This is a genomic window from Desulfonatronum zhilinae, assembly GCF_900182865.1.
In the GTDB taxonomy this organism is placed as follows: domain Bacteria; phylum Desulfobacterota; class Desulfovibrionia; order Desulfovibrionales; family Desulfonatronaceae; genus Desulfonatronum; species Desulfonatronum lacustre.
On record NZ_FXUJ01000001.1, the window covers coordinates 33674 to 58010 of the forward strand.

A 24337-nucleotide genomic window follows, 5' to 3' on the forward strand; every position below is an offset into this window, starting at 1 on the left:
CATGTTCGGCATCGGCACAACGGAATTGCTCATTATCATGCTCGTGGCCCTGATCGTCCTGGGTCCGAAGCAGCTTCCCGGCATTGCCCGTTCCCTGGGCAAGGCCCTGGGAGAATTTCGGCGCGTGACCACGGATGTTCAGCGGACCTTGAATCTGGAAGCGGCGAAGATCGAAGAGGACGAACGGGAACAGAAGAAGGTCGCGACGGCCGTCAAAAAGGCCGAGGAACCTCAGGCGAAATCAGAGCCATTTTCAACGCCTCCTTCGGCTGCCGGCGAGGAGAGTATCCCGCCTTCGAAACACGCGGATTCAAATCCCTATGTCGACGCGCGGGGCGAAACTTCACCAGAAAAAACTTCACCGGACGAAACTTCACCGGACAAAACACCAGCGGACGAACGTCAACCCCAACCAATGACTTCCCACGCTTCGTCCCAGGAATCGACTGCCTCGACGCAAACTCCCTCTGCTTCCTCCGTGGCGAGGGAGACCTCCCCGGCCGGAGAATCTGAAAAAGAGACATCTGATTCGTCCAAGTCATCACATTCCAAGGCCCAGGCATGAACGCGACGACCCAGAATACGGAGCAGCAAAAGGACGCCGCCGGGGAACTGAAGGAAATGACCCTCATGGACCATCTGGGGGAGTTGCGGTCCCGCCTGACCCGATCCGCGGTGGCCGCTGTCCTGGGCTTTCTGATCTGCTACGCCTTTTCCAAACAGCTCTTCGGGATCATGATGCTGCCGCTGATGGAGGTCATGCCGCCGGAGAGCACCCTGATCTTCACCGGCCTACCCGAAGCCTTCTTCACCTACGTCAAAACGGCCTTTGTGGCCGGTTTGTTTCTGGTCAGTCCGTATATCTTCTACCAGATATGGCAATTCATCGCCCCGGGACTGTACGAGCACGAACGCAAGTACATGATCCCCATCGCCGCGATTTCCGCCTTGTTTTTCATCAGCGGCGCGTTGTTCGGCTACTACATCGTCTTTCCCTTTGGCTTCGAATTCTTCATGGGCTATGCGGACGAAATGATCCGGCCCATGCCCAGCCTCAGGGAGTATTTCAGCTTTTCACTGAAACTGCTCCTGGCCTTTGGGGTGATTTTCGAACTGCCTCTGTTCATCTTCTTTCTGGCCCGGCTGGGCCTGGTCACTCCCGCTTCGCTGCGCAAAAAACGCAAGTACGCCATTCTGCTCTCTTTCGTGGTCGCGGCCATCCTCACTCCGCCGGACGGGATCACTCAGATTCTGATGTCCGGTCCCTTGATCATTCTCTACGAAATCAGCATCTACGTGGCCCACTTCTTCGGCAAGAAAAAGAAGCCCAAGCCCACGGACGACGAAGAAGAGGACGCGAAACAATGATCACTCCAGGACAGGCCCGAAGCATGACCGGCTTTGGAACGTGCCAAGTCCAAGACGACCATGGACGGCAAAGCTGGGAGATTCGCACGGTCAATTCCCGGTATCTGGAAGTGAAATGGCGGATTCCCGGATACTGTCGCCGTCTGGAAAGCGCTTGGGAGAAAATCGTCCGCGACCACCTGGCCAGGGGCCGGGTGGAGATCAGCCTGGACCTTCGGCTCAGCCGTCCGGACGCCGTTTGCCCTACCCTGGACACGGCCCAGGCCAGGGGCATGGTGGACCAGATGCGCGCCCTGGCGGAACAGACCGATATTCCCTTTCACCCTGACCTGAATCAACTGTTTCATCACAGCGGCTTGTGGCGGGACCCTTCCGGAGATCTGCCCGAGTCATTGGTCGATTCCCTGGTCGCCGGTCTGCGGACCGCGCTGAGGGATGTCCAGGAAACCCGCTCCAGGGAAGGGCGAGCCCTCAGCGTGGATATCCTTGAACGGTTGGAGCACTTGTCGCGGATCTCGACCACTATCCGCGACCAGGTTTCCCAACTCGCCCCAAAACGCATGGAAGTGTTGCGCGAACGGGTCGATGCGTTGCTCCAAGGGTGCAATCAGCACCGGGAGTCGGCACCGCTGGTGTTGGACGAACCCAGGCTGCTGCAGGAATTCGCCCTGCTCGCGGATCGGCTGGACGTCAGCGAGGAACTCACTCGCTTGTCCGCGCATCTGAACGAAGCGGTCAGAATTCTGACCAAGCTCCCTGATCCCGGACGACGCCTGGATTTTCTGTTTCAGGAATGTCTGCGGGAGATCTCCACCTGCGGCAACAAGACCCAGGACGCGGACATCAGCCGCGACGTCGTGGCGTTCAAGGCGGAACTGGAAAAGTGTCGGGAACAGGTCCAAAACCTGGAATAACCGCTCCATCAACTTTCAGCCGAGGAGGAAGAGGTCCATGTCCAAAACAAGCCTGCTGAACATCGGGTACGGCAATTTCGTCGTCAGTTCCAGAATCATCACCATCGTCAACCCGACATCCTCTCCCATGCGCCGACTGCGCGAAGAGGCCAAGGCGGACAAACGACTGATCGACGCCACACAGGGCCGAAAGACGCGCTCCATCGTCATTACGGATTCCAATCACGTCATTCTCTCCGCCATTCAGGCCGAAACCATCGGACAGCGTTACACGGTCCGCGACGACGGCCCGGACGAAGACAAGTAGCATGGCCGGAGAACCAGGACGGTCCCGTCAGGGCATCCTTATGGTGATCAGCGCCCCCTCGGGTACGGGCAAAAGCACGCTGATCAACCGGTTACGCGCCGAATTCCCCCGCCTGGCCTTTTCGGTGTCCTACACGACCCGAGCTCCCAGAGCCGGTGAACAAAACGGACGGGAGTATCATTTCGTCGACATGGAGACGTTTATCCGCCTCCGCGATGCGGACGAACTGGCCGAATGGGCGGAAGTCCACGGCAATTTCTACGGAACCTCCAGACCGGCGGTCCAGGCGATGCTGGAACAGGGTCTGGACGTACTGTTCGACATCGACGTCCAGGGATCCCGGCAACTGCGCCAAGCCTTTGCCCAGGGCGCGTTCATTTTTCTCTTTCCTCCCTCAATGCGGGTTTTGGAACAACGACTGCGCGGCAGAGGCACCGAAACCGAGGAATCCCTGGCCAAACGCCTGGCCAACGCCCGCCGGGAACTGGAACAGGCGGATTTTTTCGATTACTGGATCGTGAACAACGACCTGGAGTCGGCCTATCGGGATCTACGCAGCGTGTACCAGGCCGAAGGCCTGCGCAAGTCGTGCAACGCCGGACTCGTGGAGCAGGTCCTGGCCAACTGATCTCCCGAGGAGCCCATGCCTGAACTGATCGTCGCCCTGGATACGCCGGATCTGAATTCAGCTCTGCATCTCGTCGACCGGCTGCGGCGGCACACGCGCTGGTTCAAGGTCGGTCTGGAACTGTTCTCCGCGGTCGGCCCTCGGGTTGTGGAGACCCTGCGTTCCAGGGACTGCGATGTTTTTCTGGACCTGAAATATCTGGACATCCCGAATACGGTCCAGGCCGCCGCCCGGGTCGCGGCAGGCCTGGGCGTGAACATGCTCACCATCCATTTGTCCGGCGGGCAACGGATGGTTCAGGCCGCCCTGGAGGGCGTCCGCCGAGGAACTCCCTCTTCCGCGTCTGTTCCCTTGGTGGTTGGGGTGACGATGCTCACCAGCCTGAATCAGGAAGATCTTTCCTGGATGGCGAAACCCGGTGACAAAGCCGCTCCCGATCCGGGCGGCCTGGCTCTTGTCTTGGCCGAGCACGCCCGCCGATGGGGCGTGGACGGCGTGGTCTGTTCCGCCCAGGAAGCGGCCGGGATCAAATCCATCACCGACGCGGCCTGTATCTGCGTCACACCGGGAATCCGCATGCCGTCCGACCAACAAACCAAAATCGCGCAGGACGATCAATCCCGGACCCTCACTCCGGCCGAAGCCGTAGCCGCCGGCAGCGACTATCTGGTGGTGGGCCGCCCCATCACCAGAGCGGACGACCCGGCCCGAGCCGCGGAATCCATTATGCAATCCATGGCAGCGACGATTGAAAGGAGGCATCCATGGCCGAACCTTCCGTGAAAACTCCGTCCAATGAACACAGCCGACAAACCAAGGAGCGAATCAAAGGCGTTTTTTCTTCCCAGGTGCTGACCAAGATCGGTACCGGCACGACGATGCGCAAGAGCATCCAGAAAAGTTATTTTTTCGTCCAGGAACTGGACGACGGGACCATTGAAGTCCAGCCGCTGAACGTAAACTACGTGCCTTCCGGCCCGAAACAGATTTTGTCCAAGGATGAATTTCTGGAAAAATTTTCACCGGAGCCGGAATTCTACACCATTACGGTCATGCCCAAAATGCGGGAGTTGGAGAAGACCATCGCCCGGGGCGACCGGCACCGCAAGCGCGGCGAGACGTTCAGCGCGGAAATGGAATACGGCAGTGCCGTCAGGGTCGACGAAGAGAACGTTCGCGCCAACTTTGGATTGGGATTGACCTATCTGGAGCGTGGGGCCACGGACAAGGCCCAGGATATTTTCGAACGTCTGGTCAAACTGGAAGCGGCGTATGAGTCGGAGCACAAACATCTGTTCAATGAATTCGGCATCAACCTGCGCAAAAACAAGATGATCGACCAAGCCCTGGATTACTATGCCCGAGCCCTGGAGCTTTCGAAGAACGACGAGAACCTTTACTACAATATCGCCCGGGTCTGCCTCGAAAAGAAAGACATCCCAAAAACCGTCGAAATGCTGACCAAAGCCCTGGAGATCAACCCGGAAATGCCGGAAGCCCATAAATTTATGGACTTCCTTAAAAGCAAAGGCTTGGCCAAGACGTAATCCAACGAAACGCAATCTCACGATTCGCTCCGTCGGTCACGTCATGCTTCGAGACCTAACCTCAAAGGGAGTTTCGGTGGCCTTTCACACCAGAGGGCAGGATTTTTTAAACCAAATACCAGAAATCCAACAGGATCTTCCGGTTTCCCCGCAACTGTTCCAGACGCTGTTTTTGCTGACCAGCGAGCAATCCAGTTCGTCGCTGGTGGACATCGCCAAGGTCGTCGAGAAAGATCAGGGACTGACCGTTCGCATTCTGACCATGGCCAATTCGGCCTATTACGGATTGCAGTCCCAAGTCGGCTCCGTGCATCGGGCCGTGATGATCCTGGGACTCCAGGAAGTCCGTAAACTGGTTCTGCTTTTGAACATCCGCTCCCTGGAACAACGCTTGGATGCTACCCTGTTCGACGTTTCGACCCATTGGCGACACCAAGTGGACGTGGCCCATGCCGCCAAAATCATGGCCGGCCACGCTCCGGGCGCCGATCCTGAGGAACTGTTCACCATCGGCCTGCTCCATGACCTGGGCAAGATGATCACCGCCCTGTACCGCCCCAACGACTGGAAAGCCATCCTTGAGCTTCGTTCGACGAAAAATGTTCCGCTGTTCATGGCCGAAGACGCCTATTGGGGGCTGGACCACTCCCTGATCGGCGCGATGACCCTGAAATCCTGGTTTTTGCCCGCTTCCCTGACCGAACCCATCAACTGGCATCATGCCCCTGAGCTGGCCAAGGATTTCGGGATGCAAGCCAGGATGATCCGGCTGGCGGACGTTCTGGTGCTTCATCAGCTTGATCATCATGGACGCGACTGGCCCGAAACAAATCTTCCCGCCAAGGACATTCGCGACCTCCAGCTTCCTGAAGACCTCGAACACAATTTAATTCCCGAAATGCGGGCCTCGGGCCGGACCGATATGTTCCTGCGGGGCCTGGGAATTGCCGCATAAAGCCCCAAAAATCCTTCTGATCAGCACCGTCCCTTGTCATCATCATGCACACACTCCCCACCTTCCCCGACAAAACGTGGAGGTTTCGCTCCGCTTTGCCCGAACGACGTCACGTCAGGAACCTGGCCGCCGACCTGGATATTTCCCCGCTTCTGGTCAATCTGCTCTGGAGCCGCGGAGTACGCACGACCGAGGAAATGGATTTGTTCCTGTCTCCCGGACTGCGACATCTGGCCCAACCGGAGCAATGGTGCGGCCTGACCGCTGCCGGAGAAACCCTTGCCAAAGCCATCGCCCAAGGCAGGAAACCGGCCATTTGGGGCGACTACGACGTGGACGGGATTACCAGCACCGCGCTCCTGCTGCTTTTTTTCCAGGCCAGAGGCGTCGAGGCGGACCACCATATTCCCCATCGCCAGACCGAGGGCTACGGACTGAACATTACCGGTATTGAGGACCTGGCCCGGCGCGGGATCGGCTTGTTGATCACCGTGGACTGCGGCATCAGCCATCTCCGGGAAGTGGCCCGGGCCAAGGAATTGGGCATGACCGTGGTGGTTTCCGACCACCATCTGCCCGGCCCCGACCTTCCGGCCGCGGACGCGATCATGAACCCCAAGATCGGCGACTGCCCGTGCCCCAATCTGGCCGGGGTGGGCGTGGCCTTTCTTCTGGCCGCGGTGCTCAACCGGATGCTTCCCGGCGAACCTCTGGACATGCGTCAATTTCTGGATCTGGTAGCCTTGGGCACTGTGGCGGACATCGTGGAACTGACCGGACAAAACCGGATTCTGGCCAAGAACGGTCTGACCATGCTCAAGGAGGGGAAACGTCCGGGCATCGTGGCCCTGAAGGAAGTCTGCGGATACAAACCAGGCGCGGTGCTGGACGAGGACCGGGTGGGATTTGGTCTGGCCCCCCGGATCAATGCCGCCGGCCGGCTGGGTCATGCCGAAACCGCCCTGCGCCTGCTGCTGGCCCGGGACATGACCGAGGCCCGTGAACTGGCCAAGGAATTGGACGGCTACAACACCCACCGCCGGGAGATCGGCAAGGAAATCCAGGAGGAAGCCCTGCGCTTGGCCCTGGAACAGAAAGGCCGCTTCGGACTGGTACTGCACGCTCCGCACTGGCACGAAGGCGTCATCGGGATTATCGCCTCCAAGGTCGCGGAAACCCATTACCGTCCGGCCATCATCCTCACGGACCACGAATCCGGCCACCTCAAGGGGTCCGGGCGGAGCATCCCGGAGTTTTCGCTCTACGAGGGGCTCGTGGCCTGCCAACACCTGCTGGACGGTTTCGGCGGTCACAGCCAGGCTGCCGGGCTGCGGCTGCGCCGGGACAACCTCGCGGCCTTTCAGGAAGCCTTCAATGCCGCGGCGGCCCGGGCCCTGGACAATACCCCGCCCAAGCCCACCCTGATCCTGGACGCGCCGTTGAACTTCGGGGAAATCGACTACGATCTGCTCAAGGAGCTGGAGCTCCTGGCCCCTTACGGAGCGGACAACCCCAAGCCGCTGTTTCTCTCCCCTTCGGTGACCGTGCGCAACCGTAAACCAGTGGGCGCGGACCATGTATTCCTGGATCTGCGCGACGACGAGGCCGGGGTGACCATGCGGGCCAAGGCCTGGAACCAGGCCGAAAACCTGCCCCGAAGCGTTGCCGGGAAGTCCATGTTCCTGGCCTACACTCCGAAATTCAACGAATTCAACGGCGTGACCAGCATCGAACTTGCCTTGCGGGATTGGGCGCTCCAGGGATGACGCCGTGCATGTTCATCACCATACGACCTTGCAATCCCAAGGCGGCACGGCCCGTGTCGCCCTCAACCTCATGGACTGGCTTTCCAGGCAAGAAGTCACCAGCTCTCATTCCTTCGAGATCCAGGACGGCGCCGATTCCGGACAGCGTCTTCAACCATCCGCGGTTGCCGGGCATGTCCGGCATTCAAGCAACCTTCCAAGCAGCCAAATCGTCGTCCACCTTCACGGCTCAGCCGATTGGCCCACGTGCCTGGAAGGATTCGCCGCCAATCCTCACGGACTGGTGATCACCCTCCACGACTGTCGCCTGCTCACCGGAGGCTGCGCCTATCCGCTGGAGTGCGGGTTTTGGAAAACCGGTTGCCGGGAGGCCTGCCCCCAAAACCTGCCCGCTCCGGCCCACCACCATCAGGCCGTGCTCCGACTGCTGGAAGTGCTCCACCCGCTCCTGATCGTTCCCTCGGCCTGGTTGGGCCGCATGGTCCGGGAAAGCCATCCCCAGGCCCGAATCCAAACCATCCCCAACGCCGTCCCGGAAAGGCCCGGCCCATTGGCAATCAAATCAGCCGCCGTCAGAACGGCCATGAAGCGGGAACTGGGCATCGACGTCGCGGGGAAAGTCGTCCTCTTCGTGGCCCATGGCGGCAAACAGGCCAGGTACAAAGGTGGACACCTGTGGGACCGGATATGGAAACACATCAAAAAGGGCGAGCCCCGGGCCGTGGCTCTGGCCGTGGGCGGAGACGCACTGCGCCGTTCAGGGGACTTTCTCGAGCTGCCCTATCTGGACCAGGAACACCTCTCCCGCTGCATGGGCGCGGCGGACGTGCTGGTCTATCCCAGCCTGGCGGACAACCACCCCCTGATCATTCTCGAAGCCATGTCCCGCGGCCTGCCCTGCGCGGCCTTTGCCAGCGGCGGCATTCCCGAGCAGATCATCCATGAGCACAGCGGATTGCTGACGCCTCCGGGCGACGTGAACCGCCTGGCCGCCTCGGCCCTGGACATTCTCAGAAATCCACGCCTCGGCAACCAGCTTGCCAAAACCGCCCAGGACCGCTTTATCCGACTGTTCCAAATGGAACACATGGGCCATCGTCACCTTCGACTCTACGCCGACCTGCCGCGATCCTGACCGGACAGGGCCGCCTCGCGTTCCAGCAGCGTGGGGTGGGAATAGTGGAATGCGCTGTACAGGGGGTGGGGGGTCAGGTTGGAGAGGTTCTTCTCACTGAGCTTGCGCAGGGCCCCGATCATCGGGTTGGCGCCTGATCCTTTTTCCCGGGCAAAACGATCCGCCTGATATTCATGGTTGCGGGAAAGCCGGTTCATCAGCGGAGAAAGCCAAAACGTGAACAACCCGGCCAGCAGGCCGAAGAGCAGAAAGGCCGGACCCGCGCCGCTTTGCGCGTGATTAAACCCGAACGCTTCGATGAACGCCGGGCTTTGCAGCAGCCAGGCCAACAGCGCGAAGGAGACCAGCCCGAATCCGGCGGACAGGGCCAGCATTTTCGGCATATGGCCAAGTTTGTAGTGGCCGATTTCATGGGCCAGCACGGCTTCCAACTCTTCCTCCGACAACTGCTCGATCAGGGTGTCGAAGAGCACGATCCGCCGGAACCGCCCGAACCCGGTGAAAAAGGCGTTGGAATGGCCGGACCGCTTGCTGCCGTCCATGACCTGGATGGTCTTGGCCTTGAATCCGGTCCGGTCCGCCAGGGCCATCAGCCGCTGCCGAAGTTCACCCTCCGGGAGCGGGGTCAACGTGTTGAACCAGGGCAGGATCAGCATGGGATAGAGCACCATCATCGCCAGTTGAAAGACGAAAAAAAGCACAAAGGCCCAGATCCACCACCAAGGTCCGATCCAGTCGATCAGGAACAATATCCCGGCCAGCAGGGGCAGGGCGATGACCACGCCCAGGATCACCCCCTTGATCTTGTCCGTGATCCACAACCGCATCGTGCTGTTGTTGAATCCGAATCGCTCCTCCAGCCGAAACTGGGCATGGTGATCCAGGGGCAGGCCGGGCAGGGAGAGCAGGATCATCACGGCAACCAGATACAGCCCCTCCCGCCAGACTGAAGCCGACGACCCACCGCCGAACAGGTCGTATGCCCACGGCAACAGCCCGGAAAAAAGCACCGCCACCAGGACCGCCGCTCCATACACCTCGCCGAACAGCCCGAATCGGCTTTTGGCCAGAGTGTATTCCACGGACTTGCGATACGTCGCCTCATCCATCACCTCGCGCAAGGCCTTTGGCGGCGCATGCCTCCGACGGCGCACCTCACGCATGTTCAAAAGGATCAACCAGCCTTCCCAAATCACCTTGGCGAGCAAGGCGGCCGAAACCACGATGAGAATCAATGTTTGCATCTTTATAAAATCATATATTACAAGTTGATAAGTTTGCTAATCGTTTACCGCTTCATGAACCGCGGCTCCAAAGCGCGAGGGGTCCAATTCCTGTCGCAGCACTTCCAGGTTCACCCGCAGGGCGTCCTCCAGATCCCGGACTTGGTTCAACAGGTCTTCGATCCCTTCGCGCACCCGACGCAGCGATTCGGTTTCCGCCGGAGCGTCCAGGGCCTGGACCAGTTGTTCCGGCGGGGGGAGGTCGCCGGAGCGGCTCAGGGAGACGGAAACGAGCAGGTATCCGGGAAGCAGGCTGATCAGGAACACCGCCACGGCGGTCAGATAGAAATCAAAGGGCAGCCACTCTCCATCCAGCCAACCAAGAACCAGACGCAGGGCGGCATGGCCGAAGACCAGCACCGGCAGGAGATTGCCCGCCAGGGTGTGTGCGAGGCCCAGGCGCTGGACGGCCAGTTGGTCGGCACTGGCAAGCACGGCCTGTTCAAGGCGCTCTTGGAAAATTTCCCGGGTGCGCCGGTCCTGCTCCAAGTGTTCCGACGTCCGGGGCAACACGCCTTGGGAGCGCAGCACGTTCAGGCTTTGATGCAGCAGCCGGGCCGTCCAAAGGGCCTGCTCCGCTTCAGGCGACGAAGCCGGTGGTTCAGGAACTGATGGTTTCGCGCCGTCCAGCCGGTCCAGTCCGAGGTCCTGCAAGGTTCTGCGCGCATCCTGGACAACCTCGGTCAATCGGCGTTCCTCTTCGGCGGAAAACCCTTGCAGGATGGTCCGCATGGGTAAAATCTCCTGCCAGGCGGCCTTGGCCGCGTGCCACCCGGCCCGGAGCATCCTGGTAAGGGACGGCCCGCCCGCGGACATCCTGGCCAGGTGATAGGCCAGGCTGGAAAAGGCCAACCGCCCGCGCATCCAGACCGGCAGGGCCAGAAAGCCGCCCACGCGGCCCGGAGCAGCCCGCCAGGCCTGTTCGCGAATGATCCGACGCAGCATGTCCCGGCTTTGGGCCGTGGATACGGCACGTAAAAAAACCGTGCGCACCCGCTGGTCCAATTCCCGCTCATGGGTCAACAGGGTTTGATGCAACGTCTCCAGGTCTCCGCGCGCTGATCCGGAAAGGGCGTGCCGGATCTGGTTGAACGCGTCCTCCACGCGCAGAGCCCGGACCTGCTCCCTGGCCCGGTGGGCGAACAGGGCCGCGCGCAGCCGTTCCAGACGCTCGTTCAACCCATTTGCACCGTTTTGCGCCGCCACCGCACTGACCGCGAAAAAACCGTCCAGGTCCAGGTCAAAGCCCAGTTCCCGCACCCGGCCCAGAAAATCCGCGCACACGGCCTCCCGGTCCTGCTCCGGAATCTGGTCCAGCTTATTCAGCACGAAAAACCAGCGCTTGCGGGCCGCCCAGCGCCGGACCTCGTCCTGGACCCTGAAATTGGCCCGCTTGTCCGGGCTGCCGACGTAGACCACGATGTCCGCCCGTTCCACCAACCGACGGGTGCGCTCCAGATGCACGGACTCCGTGCTGTCCACGTCCGGAGCGTCGATAAGAACCGTTCCGGACAAGCGGTGATCAATGGTCACCACATCCGCTTCGTCCAGAAAGGTGAGATGCTGTTTGTCCGCCGGAGCCGCCGCGACATGGGCGTGAGTGGTCTTGGGGCGAATCGTGGCCGAGGTCGGGCTGAGACCGGGCTTGTCCAGCAGGGCGTTGAACAGTTCGGACTTACCCACCCCGGTCCCCCCCAGCAGCACGATGCACACCGGACGGTCCAGATATCCTTCGAAACCACCAGAACCGGCTGCTTCGCCATCCAGGACGGTCACGGCCCGCTCCAGGCGCAGGGCCATGGTCTGGGCCGCGGAAAGGCGGTCGAATGACCGGACTTCCTGGATCAGCTCCTGAATCCTGGCGACGATCCGCCGGGAAAATAATTGTGGCGCGGTCATGGATGGTCTCCTGGTTCGCCGTGTTTTGGCCAATCCGCCCGAATCGCCTCCGCGGCGGCCAGACAGGCTTCAGGATCGGCCTCATTCAGGGCGCGAATCCGCTCTTGCCAACCCTGCGCAAAAAACGGTTCCGCGAGATGCTCGCGCAGATGGGCCTCCAATTCATCCCGACGCTGGGCCCGCCATTTGGCGTCGGCCTTTTCCAAGATATCCTTGAGTTTGAGTTCCTCGAACATCTTCAACACCGTTCCCGCACCCAGACTCCCGGCCCCTGCGGCCCCGGCCACGCCGAGCTGACCCATAGCGCCAAAGACTCCCCCGGACACGGCCAGATCCAAAACCAATGCCGCGCCGCCCAGCAATACCAGCATTTCCGACAACGTTCCCACCAGGGAGCCGTACCAGGGATGCTGTCGTGACCAGTCCCGGACGTCGGCCCGGAGCGCCTCCTTCCAATCGTCGCGCACCGGGGGCGGTTCGTGTTCCTGAAACTGCCGGGCCGCTTCCCGGCAGTTCTGCGCGGAAAACAACTCCGCCTCCGTGGAAAAATCCCGTCGCCAGGCTTCCAAAAGCACGTCCACGGCTTCTTCCAAGCGCCGCTGTTCCAGTTGTCGGCGATCCCGCAACACCGCACGGCCTTCGGTCTTGCGAAACCGTGTGAACAATTTGCGTACGGAAAACAGCATGCCCGCTGCCTGGGCCATGGGAAACGTGACGATCCGCAACCAGCCGGGCCGACTTTCCTTGACCACGTCAATGATCAACTCCACCAACTCCCCGGCGGGAAACTGGGACCCGGCGATCCGCTCGCTGACCTCGACGATTCGCTGATCCGCGGTCTTCAGACGCCCGCGCAGGTCGTCCCGGATCGCCACGGCTTCCCGAGCCAGTCCCTGGGCCGCGGTCAGCCCCTGATCCACGACCTCCAGGAGATTGGACCAGTACACCCCCACGGCGTCCTGGCCCTTGATCAGGGACCAAAAATCCGGACCATCCGAATCCAACGGCCGGATACCCTCCAATTTCGGTAAAGCATCGCGCGGCGCATAATACACCGCCGCCTGTTCCAAAAACGCGCCGATCCGCCGTCCATCCCCTCGCAAATCCTGAAATTCCGGAGCCTGTCGGACATGATTCAAGACATCCTCCCAGATGTCCCGGGCTGCGTCAGCCTCGGCGGGAGCCGACAGCTTGGTGATCACGTAGACCAGATGCCCGGCCCGCCCGGCGGCGATGCGCAACTGCTCCATGACCGCGGCGTCCTTGTACGCTTCGGGATAAACCATGAAGACCACGGTCTCCGCCCGCCCGAGCATGGCCTCGGCCCGGGACCGGTTGCCCCGCTCCACGGTATTGAAATCCGGCACGTCCACCAGGATCAGCCAGGCCGATTCCGACTGGTGAACTGGTTGGCGAACCGGTTGGTGAACCGATTGATAATCCGGGTAATACTGAAAAAAAAGGTCCGTCGCCGGTCGCTTCCCGTCACGGAGCACGTCCATCTCGGTCAACGGATGCATCCGGTAGCCGGGAAAGAGTTCGTCCAGGTCCAGGTCCTCCCGCAACGGTTCCGGAACGCCCACGGTGCAGTTGAAGGTCATGGGCCGCCGCGTTTCCCCGGCAGGCACGGGAATGCCGGTCAGCAGCCGAAAAACCGTGCTTTTCCCGGCTCCGCTGGGCCCGAAAAGCACGCAGACCAGACATACCCTGCCCCCATGAACAAGAATCCGCCCCGGCCTGCCCACCAACTCGGACCACCCAGGCAGACACTTCAGATCAACATCCTCGCGGCCCATGGCCCGATGCACCCTGGGCACGCATTCCAGAAGGCGGCTGAGTTGCCGCTGAATGGATGATGAAAATTCGGTTTGCAACATGACGAATCGCTCATCAGCAATATATTAAATTAAAAAACTGCTATTATTGAAAAATTACACGCCATACTGCTCAATATACCCCTCCAGCCGACGCATGCCCTCCTCCAAATTTTCCAGGGAATTGGCGTAAGAAAAGCGCAAAAAGCCTTCGGCGTTGGCGCCGAAGTCGATGCCCGGGGCCACGCCGATCTTGGCCTTGTCCAGGATATCGAAGGCCAGCTTGAGAGAGTCCGCTCCCAGGTGCCGGGCATTGGCCAGGATATAGAAGGCGCCGGTGGGTTTCACGGCGACGCCCAGGCCCAGTTCCCGCAGTCGGCGGACCAGGAACTTGCGCCGCTGATCATAGACGGCCCGCATCCGGGCCACGTCCGGCCCGGCGGATTCCAGGGCAGCGATGCCGGCCCATTGGGCCATGGCGTTGGCGGAAATAAAGAAGTTCTGGTGCAGGATGCGCAGGGTGGGGATGAATTCCCTGGGCGCGATGACGTAGCCCAAGCGCCAGCCGGTCATGGCGTAGGCCTTGGAGAATCCGTTGAAGACGAAGGCCCGATCCGTAAACTCAAGGACGCTGCGCTCCCGGCCCTCGTAGACCAGGCCGTGATAGATCTCGTCGGAAAGAATCCAGGGATGCCCTTCCGACTCGGCGCACATTCGGGCAAGGTTTTGCATCCGTTCAGCGCAGAGCAGGGTCCCGGTGGGATTGGACGGGGAGTTGATCAGGAGACCGCGGGTTTTGGGCGTGATTCTGGATCGCACGTCCTCGGGCCGGAACTGGAACCCGTCCTCCTCCAGCGTGGGCACGCACACCGGCACGCCGCCGACAAAACGGATAAAGTTCAGATAACAGGCATAGTGGGGGTCTGAGACGATGATTTCCTCACCCATGGCCAACAAAGCGGAAAAAACCAGGAACATGGCCGGCGAAGTGCCGGCGGTGACGATGATCTGGTCCGGATGGACCTCAACGCCGTAGGTTTCCTGGTAATGGCGGCAGATGGCCTCCCGAAGCTCGATGATCCCCTGACTGTGGGTATAGTGGGTGTGGCCGTCCATCAAGGCCTTACAGGCGGCCTGCTTGATGCACTCCGGGGTGTCGAAGTCCGGCTCGCCGATCTGCATGTGGATCACATCGTGTCCCTGGCAGGCGATGCTTTGACATTTCTCAAGAACTTCCATTACATAAAACGGCTTCATGCCGGTACAGCGATGTCGACTCATGATGTACGCTCCAATGCGATTTGATCGCGGGTTTCTATCCGGGATTTTGCCCGCGACCGCAATCCCAAACTCTATGCCAGGACGAATGGAAAGAAAAGTTTGACCGACCAGTCTCCCCTCCTTTCAGAATCCGATTTTGCCAGCTATCACCATCAGCACCTGTTTCACGCCGCCGGAGAAGGATATTTCCTGACGTGGTTCGACCGGGATCTGGAACATATTCTGGACCGGGCATGGAATTCTTCGCCCAGTGCGGCATTCGCCCTTCATCAACGAATGACCCGGCGGATCATGGAAACGCTGGTCGCCCATATTCCCCAGGTTCGAGAACACGGGTGCGCTCCGCTGCCGCCCTGGACTCCGATTTTGGATCAGGCCATGGTTTTGCTTGACGTCCGATATCTTCCCGGAGGCCGGTTCAACCGCGCATACGCGGTGTTGACCTTCTGGCCGTGGCGGGCCAGGGGCGGCGGGGGGGCCAGCGGGTGTTTCGGGTGCGCCTTGCGGCAAGGCGATCCAGACACTGGTCAACGGGATTGCCAAGGACGGTTTTTCGATGTTCGCAACTCGATTTGATCATCGCGGTTCAGGCCTGATATATGAATCAAAAAATCTCATTATTTAAACATGATGACAAAGATAGGAAAACCATGGTACATATCTTCGTTTTTTACGAACAGAACATACCTCCACCCATGAACCACCCCCCCAAAGGAACATCGAAGATTCTGTTCCGCACCCTTGAAATGACATTATTTTAATAAAACAAATCAAAGAGATACGTTGAATACCAACAAAGTGACAATGCTCATAACAAGAGGAGTATTTATATGAAATTTCTTATACAGAGAGAAGAAATTCTCCCAGCCTTGCAACAGGCCGCCCAGATCACCAGCGTGAAGACCGGAGCCGTGTATCTCCGATCAACGTGGCTCAAGGTGGAAAACGACCAATTGCGGATCATGGCCACGGATTCGAACATCGAGTTTTTCGGCGTCTTCTCTCCACAAGTCAGGGAAGACGGACTGGTGGGCGTCAACGGACGCCATCTGTACGATCTGATCCGCAAACTCCATCCTGGAGAGCTGCAATTTCTGGTGGAAGAGGAAGCCAAAAACCTGGTAATCAAGCAAAACAAGCGCAAATATGTCTTGCCCATCAATGAGAACTACTGGTTTCAGCCGCTTTCCGTCTTTCCCGAGGAAAACGCCGTTTCCCTGTCCGGAGAGACCCTCTCCACGATCATCGACAAGGTTTCCTATTCCGTGAGCGACGACGACACGTTGCAGGCTTTCAACTGCATGCTTTTGAAATACGCGGCCAAGGACCAAAAAGTCGATTTTTGCGGTCTGAACGGCCATCAGCTGGCCCTGTGCAAACTGGAGCACGAAGGACTGCAAAATCTGTTGCCGGAACAAGGCATTTTGATCAGCAAAAAGTATCTCCACGAACTGAAACGCATGATTCCCTTGAAGGAAATCGAACTGAACATCCAGAACAATCGGTTTTATTGCCGTTCCGTGGATCACAAGGAGAACATCAGTCTTCCCCTCTCCTTGTATGAATATCCGGACTACAACCAGTTGCTGGCCAAACACGCCGCGCCGGATCCCAGCGGGATGGACGTGGATCGCCGGGGTTTGGTGGATGCCCTGGACCGGATTCTGATCTTCAATACGGAAAACAGCATGTGCACGTTTTTCGAGTTCAGCGAAGGCATGGTGCAGATGGATGTCCAATCCGAGGAAAAGGGTGAAGCCAAGGAATTTCTGGATGTCGTGTTTCAGGGGAATTTGAAGAAGATAGCCTTTCCAACACGGGATATGATTGAAATTCTCTCTCACTTCGAAACGGATCAAATCCATTTTCACTTCACCAGCCCGGATGGACCGTGTTTTATCGAAGACATCAATGATCCGGACTATAAAGTGCTGATTATGCCCATGCAGATATCCGAAGAAGTGGTGTACACGGATACGGACACGGAAGCGTAGCGATCAGACTCGATCATGACCTGCTCGCCAGGGAAGAAAGCAACAGAAGGATTTTTCCGCAATGGAACATGAAACAAAATATACCGCCAGCAACATAACGGTGCTGGAGGGCCTTTCCGCGGTCCGGAAACGTCCGTCCATGTATATCGGCAGCACCAGCGCCCAGGGATTGCACCATCTTGTCTATGAAGTCGTGGATAACAGCATCGACGAATCCATGGCCGGGTATTGCTCCAAAATTCAGGTCCAGCTCCATCTGGACAACAGCATCACGGTCACCGACGACGGCCGCGGCATTCCGGTGGATATCCATCCCAAGGAGAAGAAGCCGGCCGTGGAAGTGGTCATGACCGTGCTGCACGCCGGCGGGAAGTTCGACAAGGACACCTACAAGGTCTCCGGCGGCCTGCACGGCGTGGGCGTGTCCGTGGTCAACGCCTTGTCCTCGTCCCTGGAAGTTATCATCAAGCGCGACGGCAAAAAGTATTTTCAACGCTATGAACGAGGCGTCCCGGTCACGCAACTGAAGGAAATCGGCACGTCCCAGAATACGGGAACGATCATCCGCTTTCATCCGGATGAGGATATTTTTGAAACCGTGGAATTCAATCCGAACACGCTTAAAAAGCGGTTCGATGAACTGGCCTACCTGAACAGCAAGATCGAAATCGAATTCATCGACGATTTGAACAACGAGGTCCACACCTTCAAGCACGAAGGGGGCATCGTCTCCTTTGTCGCGGACCTCAACGCCAGTGAGCAGACCATTGGTCAGATCATTTCCGGAACCAGCGAATCCGGCGGTGTGATCACGGAATTCGCCTTGCAGTACAATACCAATTACAAGGAAAACGTTCACACCTTCGTGAACAACATCTGCACCCATGAAGGCGGATCGCACCTGGCGGGCTTCAAGTCCGCCCTGACCAGGGCCATCAACAATTACGCAACGAACTCGGACGCGGCCAAAAAAAGCAAGGTCAAGATATCCGGAGACGACGTGCGCGAGGGGTTGACCGTGGTGATCAGCCTGAAGCACCCCGATCCCCAGTTCGAGGGCCAGACCAAGACCAAGCTGGGCAACAGCGAAGTCGCCGGAATCGTCTCTTCCTCGGTCTACGAGACGTTGAATCGCTATCTGGAGGAGAACCCCAAGGACGCCAAGGCGATCATCGAGAAGATCGTGGACACGGCCCGGGCCCGGGAGGCTGCGCGCAAGGCCAAGGAACTGGTTCGCAAGGGGCCCCTGGCCGGTTTTTCCCTGCCTGGAAAATTGGCTGACTGCCAGACCAAGAACCCCGAGGAGAGCGAACTGTTCATCGTCGAGGGCGACAGCGCCGGCGGTTCGGCCAAGCAGGGCCGTAATCCAAAGTTTCAGGCTATCCTGCCCCTGCGCGGCAAGATTTTGAACGTGGAAAAGACGCGGATGGACAAGATTTTGTCCAACAAGGAAATCCAGGCCCTGATCACGGCCATGGGCGTGGGCACCGGAGAGGACGACGTGGATTTGAGCCGCTTGCGTTACCACAAGGTGATTATCATGACCGACGCGGACGTGGACGGCTCGCACATCCGCACCCTGCTGCTGACCTTCTTTTTCCGCAAGTTCCGCTCCCTGATCGACCAGGGGCATGTTTATATCGGGCAGCCTCCGTTGTTTCGCATCCACAAGGCCAGTTTCGAGAAATATATCCATGACGCTGATGAAATGGACACTTTTCTTCTGGAAAAGACCGCCCACCAATTCGTCCTGCATGGTGAGGAGGATCTGCGCATTGAAAACAGCAAGCTGCTGTCCCTGCTCAAGGCCGTGAAACGCATCCGTGCCTTTGCCTCGGACGCGCGCAATTTGGGTCTGACTCCGGAGCTTTTTTTCCGTCTGGTGTCCTACCGGTTGCGTTTGGATGAGGACCTGCGGGACATCAATCTGCCGGCTTTTCAGGAGTACATGAAGCTGCACGGCTATTTCACGGACGTGATCCACGAAACGTCGGAGATTGAAACCATCGCTTTCATGCGCTTCACCCATGAAAACGGCTATTACGTCAAGCTCAAGGGCGAGTTCTTCAAGTCCAAGGGGTACATGAAATCCTTTGACCAGATCAGTAAAATCGTGGAAGAACACGGGACGCTGTTTTTCAAGGTGTTCAGGGGCGAGGACAAGGTCGCGGAGATGGACCTGTTCGACTTGTATGCTTTTCTGCTGGCCGAGACCCAAAAAATGTACAATATTCAGCGGTACAAAGGTCTGGGGGAAATGAATCCCGAGCAGCTCTGGTCCACGACCATGAACCCCGAGGCTCGAATCCTGCTCCAGGTCAAGGTGGAGGACGCCGTCGAGGCGGACCAGATTTTCTCCCGGCTGATGGGCGACAACGTGGAACAGCGACGGATTTTCATCGAAAAGAACGCCTTGTTCGTGGATCAGCTGGATATTTAATTTATATACGGCCCTTTTCGGGCCTTTCGTTCAGAACGGCTGACGCATGACCAGCCGACCATTTTTCGGAGCCATCGTGAAGAACAACATATTTATTGAAGAGGAAATGCAGCGCTCCTATCTGGAGTACTCCCTGAGCGTGATCATCGGCCGGGCCATCCCCGATGTCCGGGACGGGCTCAAGCCGGTGCACCGGCGAATTCTGTTCGCCATGCATGACCTGGGGAACACTTACAACCGGGCGTACAAGAAATCGGCCCGTATCGTCGGCGACGTGATCGGTAAGTATCACCCCCACGGCGACAGCGCGGTGTACGACGCCATGGTCCGCATGGCCCAGGATTTTTCCATGCGCGAACCCCTGGTGGACGGGCAGGGCAACTTCGGGTCCCTGGACGGAGACGCTCCGGCGGCCATGCGGTACACCGAAGTGCGCATGTCCAGGCTGACGTCGGAGTTTTTGCAGGACATCGACAAGGAAACCGTTCCCTTCCGGCCCAACTACGACAACACCTTGCAGGAGCCGGAAATTCTGCCCACCAAGGTACCCAACCTGCTGCTCAACGGTTCGTCCGGGATCGCGGTGGGCATGGCCACGAACATCCCTCCGCACAATCTCGGCGAGCTGATCGACGGCCTGCTGCTGTTGTTGAGCAAGCCTGAAGCCGAGTTGGCGGACCTGCTGGAATATATCAAGGGTCCGGATTTTCCCACAGCCGGGTTCATCTACGGTCGGCACGGGATCATTGACGCTTACAAGACCGGCAAAGGCTCCATCAAGGTCCGGGGCAAGGTGGATATTGAGGAGCGCTCCAAACAGGCCGAGTCCATCGTGATCACCGAGATTCCGTATGCCTTGAACAAGGCCAATCTCGTGGAAAAGATCGCTCAGATCGTCCATGAAAAAAAGGTGGAGGGGATCAGCGACCTGCGGGACGAATCCGACCGCAATGGGATTCGAATCGTCATGGATCTGAAGAAAAACGCCATCCCGGAAGTGGTGATCAATTCCCTGTACAAATTTACGCCTCTGGAATCCTGGTATCACATCAACACCCTGGCGGTGGTCCACAACCGGCCCCAACTTCTGAAGTTAAAAGACGTTTTGGAGCTGTTCATCGAACACCGCAAGGAAGTGGTCCTGAACCGGACCCGGTATGATTTGAACAAGGCCGAACAGCGGGCGCACATTTTGGAAGGGCTGAAGATCGCCCTGGAAAACATCGACGAGGTCATCGAACTGATAAAGTCCTCCAAGACGCCCGCGGAAGCCAAGCAGAACTTAATAGCCCGTTTCGCCTTCACGGACCTCCAAAGCCAGGCCATCCTGGACATGCGCTTACAGCGCCTGACCAACCTGGAACGGGACAAACTCTTGGCCGAATACCAGGAACTGATCAAGCGAATCGAATATCTGAAGAGCATCCTGCAAAACGTGGAGGTTTTGATCCAGGTCATCCGTGAAGAGTTGGTGGAGATCAAGAAACAATACGCTACCCCGCGACGATCCGTGATCGTGGAGGAAGACGCCGGCAGCATCAATATGGAAGATTTGGTGGGCGACACGGAAGTGGTGGTCACCCTGTCCCAGCGCGGCTACATCAAGCGCACGCCCATGGACATCTATCAGCAGCAGAAGCGCGGGGGCCGCGGCATCTACGGCGCTTCCACGGTTTCCGAGGACATCATCGCCCAGATGTTCACCACCACGAATCACAATTTCATCCTGCTGTTCACCAACAAGGGCCGGATGTATCAGATCAAGGCCTATAACATTCCCGAAGGTTCGCGCACGGCCCGGGGCATTCACGCCTCCAACCTGCTGCCCCTGGACAAGGACGAGTTCATCGCCACGGCCATGACCATCAAGGATTTCGCCACCGACAAGGATTTTCTGTTCGCCACCAAAAGGGGCGTGGTGAAGCGCTCCCAGGCTCAGTTGTACGTGAACTGCCGGCAAAGCGGCCTGAAGGCGGTCAATCTCCATCCGGAAGACGAACTGATTACCGTGCGGGAGATTTCCTCCTCTGCCGAGGTGGTCCTGATCAGTAAACACGGCAAGTCCATTCGGTTTTCCTGTTCGGATATCCGCTCCACCGGTCGAGCTACGGCCGGGGTCAAGGGTATGGACCTGAACCACGACGATCAGGTGGTGTCCTGCGTGGTCACGGACGACGACCAGCGCCATGAAGTGCTGACCGTTTCGGCCAACGGTTACGGAAAGCGAACTCTGCTGGAGAACTATCGCAGCCAGTCCCGGGGCGGGAAAGGTGTGATCAACATGCGCGTGACGCCCAAGACCGGCAACGTGGTCGGCTCGGTCCTGGTTCAATCGGAGGACGACCTGTTGATCCTGACCAGCGCCGGAAAGATCATTCGGATGAACGTGGCCGGAATCAGTCGCGTGGGCCGCGACGCCCAGGGCGTGATGCTGGTGCGCATGGACCCGGACACCATGGTGGTCGGCTTCGACAGCATTGACGTTGACGAAAAGGAATTGTTGGATAACGGCGAGGAATAGGGGGTTGAAATTTACGTCCGCCCCCGGCCTCGGGGCGCGGTGATCCCCAGCTTGCGCATTTTGCCCCGCAGGGTGCTGGGGTTCAGGTCCAGCAATTCGGCGGCCCCGCCGGGGCCGATGACCTTGCCGCCCGTGCGTTCCAGGGCCGCGCGGATCAGCCTGGTCACGGCATGGTCAAAGGGGAGCACGTCCTCTTCCGTCGTGGAAGGCTGTTTGCCCTCCGGGGCCGGTCCGCCGGGATGCATCTCCACGCTCAGGACGTCGGAGGCGGGCGAGGCTGCCTGATTCTGACTTTGGACCTGACCCTGGTTCTGACCCTGGCTCTGGCTTTGGATCAGGGAGCGCTCCACCAGGTTCTGCAGCTCCCGCACGTTGCCGGGCCAGGAGTGCTGCTTGAGCAGGTCCAGGACCCCCGGGGCCGGGCGGACCTTACGAGTGATCTTCATCTCCCGGGACTTTTTGGTCAGCAGATGATCCAGCAGGGCGGGAATGTCCTGCGGGCGGTGCCGCAGGGGTGGGATCATGATCGGGAAGACGTTCAGCCGGAACCAGAGGTCCTCGCGAAACGTCCCATCCCGGACCATCTGCTCCAGATTGCGGTGCGTGGCGCTGATGACCCGGACGTCCACCGGGATGGTCCGCGTACCGCCGACCCGTTCGATTTCCTTCTGCTGCAAGACCCGGAGGAGCTTGACCTGAGCGCCAGGAGTCAGCTCGCCGATCTCATCCAAAAAAATCGTGCCTCCGTGGGCGCGCTCAAACCGGCCCCGCTTCTGGGCGATGGCGCCGGTGAACGCCCCTTTTTCATGCCCGAACAGCTCGCTGTCCAGCAGGCTTTCGGGCAACCCCCCGCAATTGACCTTCACAAAGGGCCCGCCCCGCCGAGGAGAAGCCCGGTGCAGGGCGTTGGCCAGGAGTTCCTTGCCCGTGCCGGTTTCTCCAAGAAGCAGGACCGGGCTTTCCAAGGGGGCGACCTGCCGGACCAACAGCATTACCTCTCGGAGTCCCAGATCCGCGCCGATGATCGTATCGCTGGAGGTAATGCCGCGCAGCTCGTTGAACAGATATTGGTTGTCGTCCTCAAGCATTTCCTTGAGCCGGACCACTTCCTGATATTGCAAAGCGTTGGCCAGGGCTACGGCAAAGGGTTCGTTGAGGGTGTTCATTAATCGGGCGTGCCGCTCCGTATAGCGGCCGCGGCCCTCGGCCCCCAAGAGGAGCATCCCGATGCGCTTGTTTTCGAGGTCCAGGTCGGTGCGCAGCAACGAAGTATTATCCGGCCAGGTCATCTTCAGGATGGGTAAAACAGCCGGCTCCGCGTCCTTCCAGTCGTTGATAATGTTGAACGTGGGCGCGGATCGCCACTGTTGGCGCACATAGGCCAGGGAAACGTCCGGCACGGTCAGGGACTCCGGCGACTTGGGCCAATGGTCGGGAAAAATGCGGACGATGGTCCGCCCGATGTTCAGATCCGGATCAAACAAGCCGATAAACAGCCCATCCGCCGGAACAAACTCCCGAATGAACTCCAGGGTCCGCTCCATGGCCCGCCGCAGATTCAGACTGCTGCAAATCCGCAGCGTCGCTTCCCGAAAAAAAATGTTGTCGTCCATCTTGAGTCAATCTTGGTGTGTCATATTTAACGGGTTGTGCTGTAAAGTCATATTTGACGGGCAGTATTTAGTCAAATATGACTTTTAAATAATGACCATCATCGCAACATATTAAATTAAAAGTTTTTTATACTTGGCACGACAAATGAAAAGTACTCCTGTCCGTCAAAACCGACACTGCTTCGAACATATTGCCCGGAGGCGTGGAAATGCAGGAGTTCAGGGTCAAAAGGACCGGCAGGGACGATCTGGTCTTTCAGGGCGAGGTTATTTTCGCCGTCAGGCTGGAAAAGGTCAAATTCGTTCTCTATCTGACGCGGGAAAGGACGTACGTCTTGTCCCGCGAGTACTACTTTCTCAATCTGCGATATCTCAAAATGGCTCATTGTTTCGATACGTTGAAGGAATTGAACGCCTTCGCGACGTCGGAAAAGGACATGGATGCGGTGCGATTCATCATCAAAAACGACGTTTCGTTTTCCCGGGCAATAAGCTGACCGGCCCCCGCCGAGGCGATACCATGCAAAGAATGGAAGTCATCTACGTCTGCCCGCTCAGTCGCGAAGAGGGGTTGCGAGCGAAACAAAGCGCGGAGGAACTGTACCTTTCCGGCGAGGGGGCCGTGAACTGCATTGACGTCTGGGCGTGTCCGGAACGAGAAGGCGACATCGTCATTTTGCTGTATAAAGACCAGGAACCGGGGATGGAGGAGTTGTCTCCGGAAGGAGCCAGAATCGCGGACTTTTTTTCACGGTTCGGCTGGGTTTCGCATACCCGGTGGTCGAGGGTGTGAGGGGGCGGCAATCGATCGATTTCGATTTTGAGCATGCACTGAATGGTTGTGTCGTGTTGAATGGAAAACAGAGAGAGAA

The 24337-nt window shown here is 58.7% G+C and carries 21 protein-coding genes; 16 read left to right on the forward strand and 5 right to left on the reverse strand.

What is annotated here, in order from left to right; genetic code table 11:
* The first annotated feature begins 1 nt into the window (after nucleotide 1).
* The 10 genes from tatB to AC559A_RS00220 all read left to right on the forward strand — a co-directional run bounded on the left by tatB (nucleotide 2) and on the right by AC559A_RS00220 (nucleotide 8620).
* On the forward strand, nucleotides 2-565 hold the full coding sequence (tatB, locus tag AC559A_RS00175; RefSeq protein ID WP_498815452.1) for a Sec-independent protein translocase protein TatB: 564 nt from the start codon (nucleotides 2-4) through the stop codon (nucleotides 563-565).
* Between the two features lie 56 nt (nucleotides 566-621).
* Complete coding sequence (gene tatC, locus AC559A_RS00180; RefSeq protein WP_028572887.1) at nucleotides 622-1368, forward strand: twin-arginine translocase subunit TatC; 747 nt, start codon at nucleotides 622-624, stop codon at nucleotides 1366-1368.
* Nucleotides 1365-2282 carry a YicC/YloC family endoribonuclease gene (locus AC559A_RS00185; RefSeq protein ID WP_498815454.1) on the forward strand — a complete coding sequence of 306 codons (918 nt, stop codon included), beginning with the start codon at nucleotides 1365-1367 and terminating at the stop codon, nucleotides 2280-2282. The genes tatC and AC559A_RS00185 overlap by 4 nt, the downstream gene beginning before the upstream one ends.
* 37 nt (nucleotides 2283-2319) lie before the next feature.
* Entirely contained in the window at nucleotides 2320-2589 is a 270-nt protein-coding gene (locus tag AC559A_RS00190) for a DUF370 domain-containing protein (RefSeq protein WP_028572889.1), read from the forward strand.
* Nucleotide 2590: 1 nt separating this feature from the next.
* Nucleotides 2591-3217: a guanylate kinase gene (gene gmk, locus AC559A_RS00195; RefSeq protein ID WP_028572890.1), complete on the forward strand. Its 627-nt coding sequence runs from the start codon at nucleotides 2591-2593 to the stop codon at nucleotides 3215-3217.
* Nucleotides 3218-3232: 15 nt separating this feature from the next.
* Nucleotides 3233-4000 carry an orotidine-5'-phosphate decarboxylase gene (gene pyrF / locus AC559A_RS00200; protein WP_498815457.1) on the forward strand — a complete coding sequence of 256 codons (768 nt, stop codon included), beginning with the start codon at nucleotides 3233-3235 and terminating at the stop codon, nucleotides 3998-4000.
* On the forward strand, nucleotides 3982-4764 hold the full coding sequence (locus AC559A_RS00205) for a tetratricopeptide repeat protein (protein ID WP_051434689.1): 783 nt from the start codon (nucleotides 3982-3984) through the stop codon (nucleotides 4762-4764). The genes pyrF and AC559A_RS00205 overlap by 19 nt, the downstream gene beginning before the upstream one ends.
* 76 nt (nucleotides 4765-4840) lie before the next feature.
* Entirely contained in the window at nucleotides 4841-5719 is an 879-nt protein-coding gene (locus AC559A_RS00210; RefSeq protein WP_498815459.1) for an HDOD domain-containing protein, read from the forward strand.
* A gap of 95 nt (nucleotides 5720-5814) precedes the next feature.
* On the forward strand, nucleotides 5815-7485 hold the full coding sequence (gene recJ, locus AC559A_RS00215) for a single-stranded-DNA-specific exonuclease RecJ (protein WP_498815460.1): 1671 nt from the start codon (nucleotides 5815-5817) through the stop codon (nucleotides 7483-7485).
* Nucleotides 7486-7489: 4 nt separating this feature from the next.
* Nucleotides 7490-8620 carry a glycosyltransferase gene (locus AC559A_RS00220; protein ID WP_498815462.1) on the forward strand — a complete coding sequence of 377 codons (1131 nt, stop codon included), beginning with the start codon at nucleotides 7490-7492 and terminating at the stop codon, nucleotides 8618-8620.
* Here the strand turns inward: AC559A_RS00220 and AC559A_RS00225 are convergent.
* From AC559A_RS00225 to AC559A_RS00240, 4 genes are read right to left on the reverse strand one after another with little or no spacing between them, the layout of a single operon-like run.
* Complete coding sequence (locus AC559A_RS00225; RefSeq protein WP_498815463.1) at nucleotides 8596-9864, reverse strand: M48 family metallopeptidase; 1269 nt, start codon at nucleotides 9862-9864, stop codon at nucleotides 8596-8598. The two genes, AC559A_RS00220 and AC559A_RS00225, sit on opposite strands and share 25 nt — an antisense overlap.
* A 36-nt stretch (nucleotides 9865-9900) precedes the next feature.
* Complete coding sequence (locus tag AC559A_RS00230; RefSeq protein WP_498815464.1) at nucleotides 9901-11802, reverse strand: GTPase domain-containing protein; 1902 nt, start codon at nucleotides 11800-11802, stop codon at nucleotides 9901-9903.
* Nucleotides 11799-13679 (reverse strand): hypothetical protein, encoded by a 1881-nt coding sequence (locus AC559A_RS00235; RefSeq protein ID WP_498815466.1) that lies wholly within the window; start codon nucleotides 13677-13679, stop codon nucleotides 11799-11801. The genes AC559A_RS00230 and AC559A_RS00235 overlap by 4 nt, the downstream gene beginning before the upstream one ends.
* 54 nt (nucleotides 13680-13733) lie before the next feature.
* Nucleotides 13734-14897, reverse strand: a complete 1164-nt coding sequence (locus AC559A_RS00240) for a pyridoxal phosphate-dependent aminotransferase (RefSeq protein ID WP_498815467.1) — start codon at nucleotides 14895-14897, stop codon at nucleotides 13734-13736.
* Between the two features lie 99 nt (nucleotides 14898-14996).
* Between AC559A_RS00240 and AC559A_RS00245 the strand changes: the two genes are divergently transcribed.
* The 4 genes from AC559A_RS00245 (at nucleotide 14997) to gyrA (ending at nucleotide 21852) form a co-directional block, all read left to right on the forward strand.
* On the forward strand, nucleotides 14997-15473 hold the full coding sequence (locus AC559A_RS00245; RefSeq protein ID WP_028572899.1) for a hypothetical protein: 477 nt from the start codon (nucleotides 14997-14999) through the stop codon (nucleotides 15471-15473).
* Between the two features lie 254 nt (nucleotides 15474-15727).
* On the forward strand, nucleotides 15728-16891 hold the full coding sequence (dnaN, locus tag AC559A_RS00250; protein WP_498815468.1) for a DNA polymerase III subunit beta: 1164 nt from the start codon (nucleotides 15728-15730) through the stop codon (nucleotides 16889-16891).
* Nucleotides 16892-16952: 61 nt separating this feature from the next.
* Entirely contained in the window at nucleotides 16953-19331 is a 2379-nt protein-coding gene (gene gyrB / locus AC559A_RS00255) for a DNA topoisomerase (ATP-hydrolyzing) subunit B (protein WP_498815469.1), read from the forward strand.
* A 76-nt stretch (nucleotides 19332-19407) separates the two neighbouring features.
* Nucleotides 19408-21852: a DNA gyrase subunit A gene (gene gyrA / locus AC559A_RS00260; RefSeq protein ID WP_035263228.1), complete on the forward strand. Its 2445-nt coding sequence runs from the start codon at nucleotides 19408-19410 to the stop codon at nucleotides 21850-21852.
* 11 nt (nucleotides 21853-21863) lie between these two features.
* Here gyrA and AC559A_RS00265 read toward each other — a convergent pair whose 3' ends face one another.
* On the reverse strand, nucleotides 21864-23465 hold the full coding sequence (locus tag AC559A_RS00265) for a sigma 54-interacting transcriptional regulator (protein ID WP_498815471.1): 1602 nt from the start codon (nucleotides 23463-23465) through the stop codon (nucleotides 21864-21866).
* A 209-nt stretch (nucleotides 23466-23674) separates the two neighbouring features.
* On the opposite strand from AC559A_RS00265, the gene AC559A_RS00270 reads away from it, so the two are divergent.
* A complete protein-coding gene (locus AC559A_RS00270) occupies nucleotides 23675-23962 on the forward strand; it encodes a hypothetical protein (RefSeq protein ID WP_498815473.1) in 288 nt (95 codons plus the stop codon).
* A 23-nt stretch (nucleotides 23963-23985) separates the two neighbouring features.
* Nucleotides 23986-24258: a hypothetical protein gene (locus AC559A_RS00275; RefSeq protein WP_028572905.1), complete on the forward strand. Its 273-nt coding sequence runs from the start codon at nucleotides 23986-23988 to the stop codon at nucleotides 24256-24258.
* The last annotated feature ends 79 nt before the right edge of the window (nucleotides 24259-24337 follow it).

Excerpts from the sequence above, each read along its gene's own strand:
- AC559A_RS00265 (WP_498815471.1), bottom strand. The coding sequence starts at position 23,465 with ATGGACGACAACATTTTTTTTCGGGAAGCGACGCTGCGGATTTGCAGC.
- AC559A_RS00240 (WP_498815467.1), bottom strand. The coding sequence starts at position 14,897 with ATGAGTCGACATCGCTGTACCGGCATGAAGCCGTTTTATGTAATGGAA.
- pyrF (WP_498815457.1), top strand. The coding sequence starts at position 3,233 with ATGCCTGAACTGATCGTCGCCCTGGATACGCCGGATCTGAATTCAGCT.
- AC559A_RS00225 (WP_498815463.1), bottom strand. The coding sequence starts at position 9,864 with ATGCAAACATTGATTCTCATCGTGGTTTCGGCCGCCTTGCTCGCCAAG.
- AC559A_RS00270 (WP_498815473.1), top strand. The coding sequence starts at position 23,675 with ATGCAGGAGTTCAGGGTCAAAAGGACCGGCAGGGACGATCTGGTCTTT.
- dnaN (WP_498815468.1), top strand. The coding sequence starts at position 15,728 with ATGAAATTTCTTATACAGAGAGAAGAAATTCTCCCAGCCTTGCAACAG.
- gyrB (WP_498815469.1), top strand. The coding sequence starts at position 16,953 with ATGGAACATGAAACAAAATATACCGCCAGCAACATAACGGTGCTGGAG.
- AC559A_RS00190 (WP_028572889.1), top strand. The coding sequence starts at position 2,320 with ATGTCCAAAACAAGCCTGCTGAACATCGGGTACGGCAATTTCGTCGTC.
- AC559A_RS00275 (WP_028572905.1), top strand. The coding sequence starts at position 23,986 with ATGCAAAGAATGGAAGTCATCTACGTCTGCCCGCTCAGTCGCGAAGAG.
- AC559A_RS00235 (WP_498815466.1), bottom strand. The coding sequence starts at position 13,679 with ATGTTGCAAACCGAATTTTCATCATCCATTCAGCGGCAACTCAGCCGC.
- AC559A_RS00185 (WP_498815454.1), top strand. The coding sequence starts at position 1,365 with ATGATCACTCCAGGACAGGCCCGAAGCATGACCGGCTTTGGAACGTGC.
- AC559A_RS00230 (WP_498815464.1), bottom strand. The coding sequence starts at position 11,802 with ATGACCGCGCCACAATTATTTTCCCGGCGGATCGTCGCCAGGATTCAG.
- tatC (WP_028572887.1), top strand. The coding sequence starts at position 622 with ATGACCCTCATGGACCATCTGGGGGAGTTGCGGTCCCGCCTGACCCGA.
- tatB (WP_498815452.1), top strand. The coding sequence starts at position 2 with ATGTTCGGCATCGGCACAACGGAATTGCTCATTATCATGCTCGTGGCC.
- AC559A_RS00205 (WP_051434689.1), top strand. The coding sequence starts at position 3,982 with ATGGCCGAACCTTCCGTGAAAACTCCGTCCAATGAACACAGCCGACAA.
- gmk (WP_028572890.1), top strand. The coding sequence starts at position 2,591 with ATGGCCGGAGAACCAGGACGGTCCCGTCAGGGCATCCTTATGGTGATC.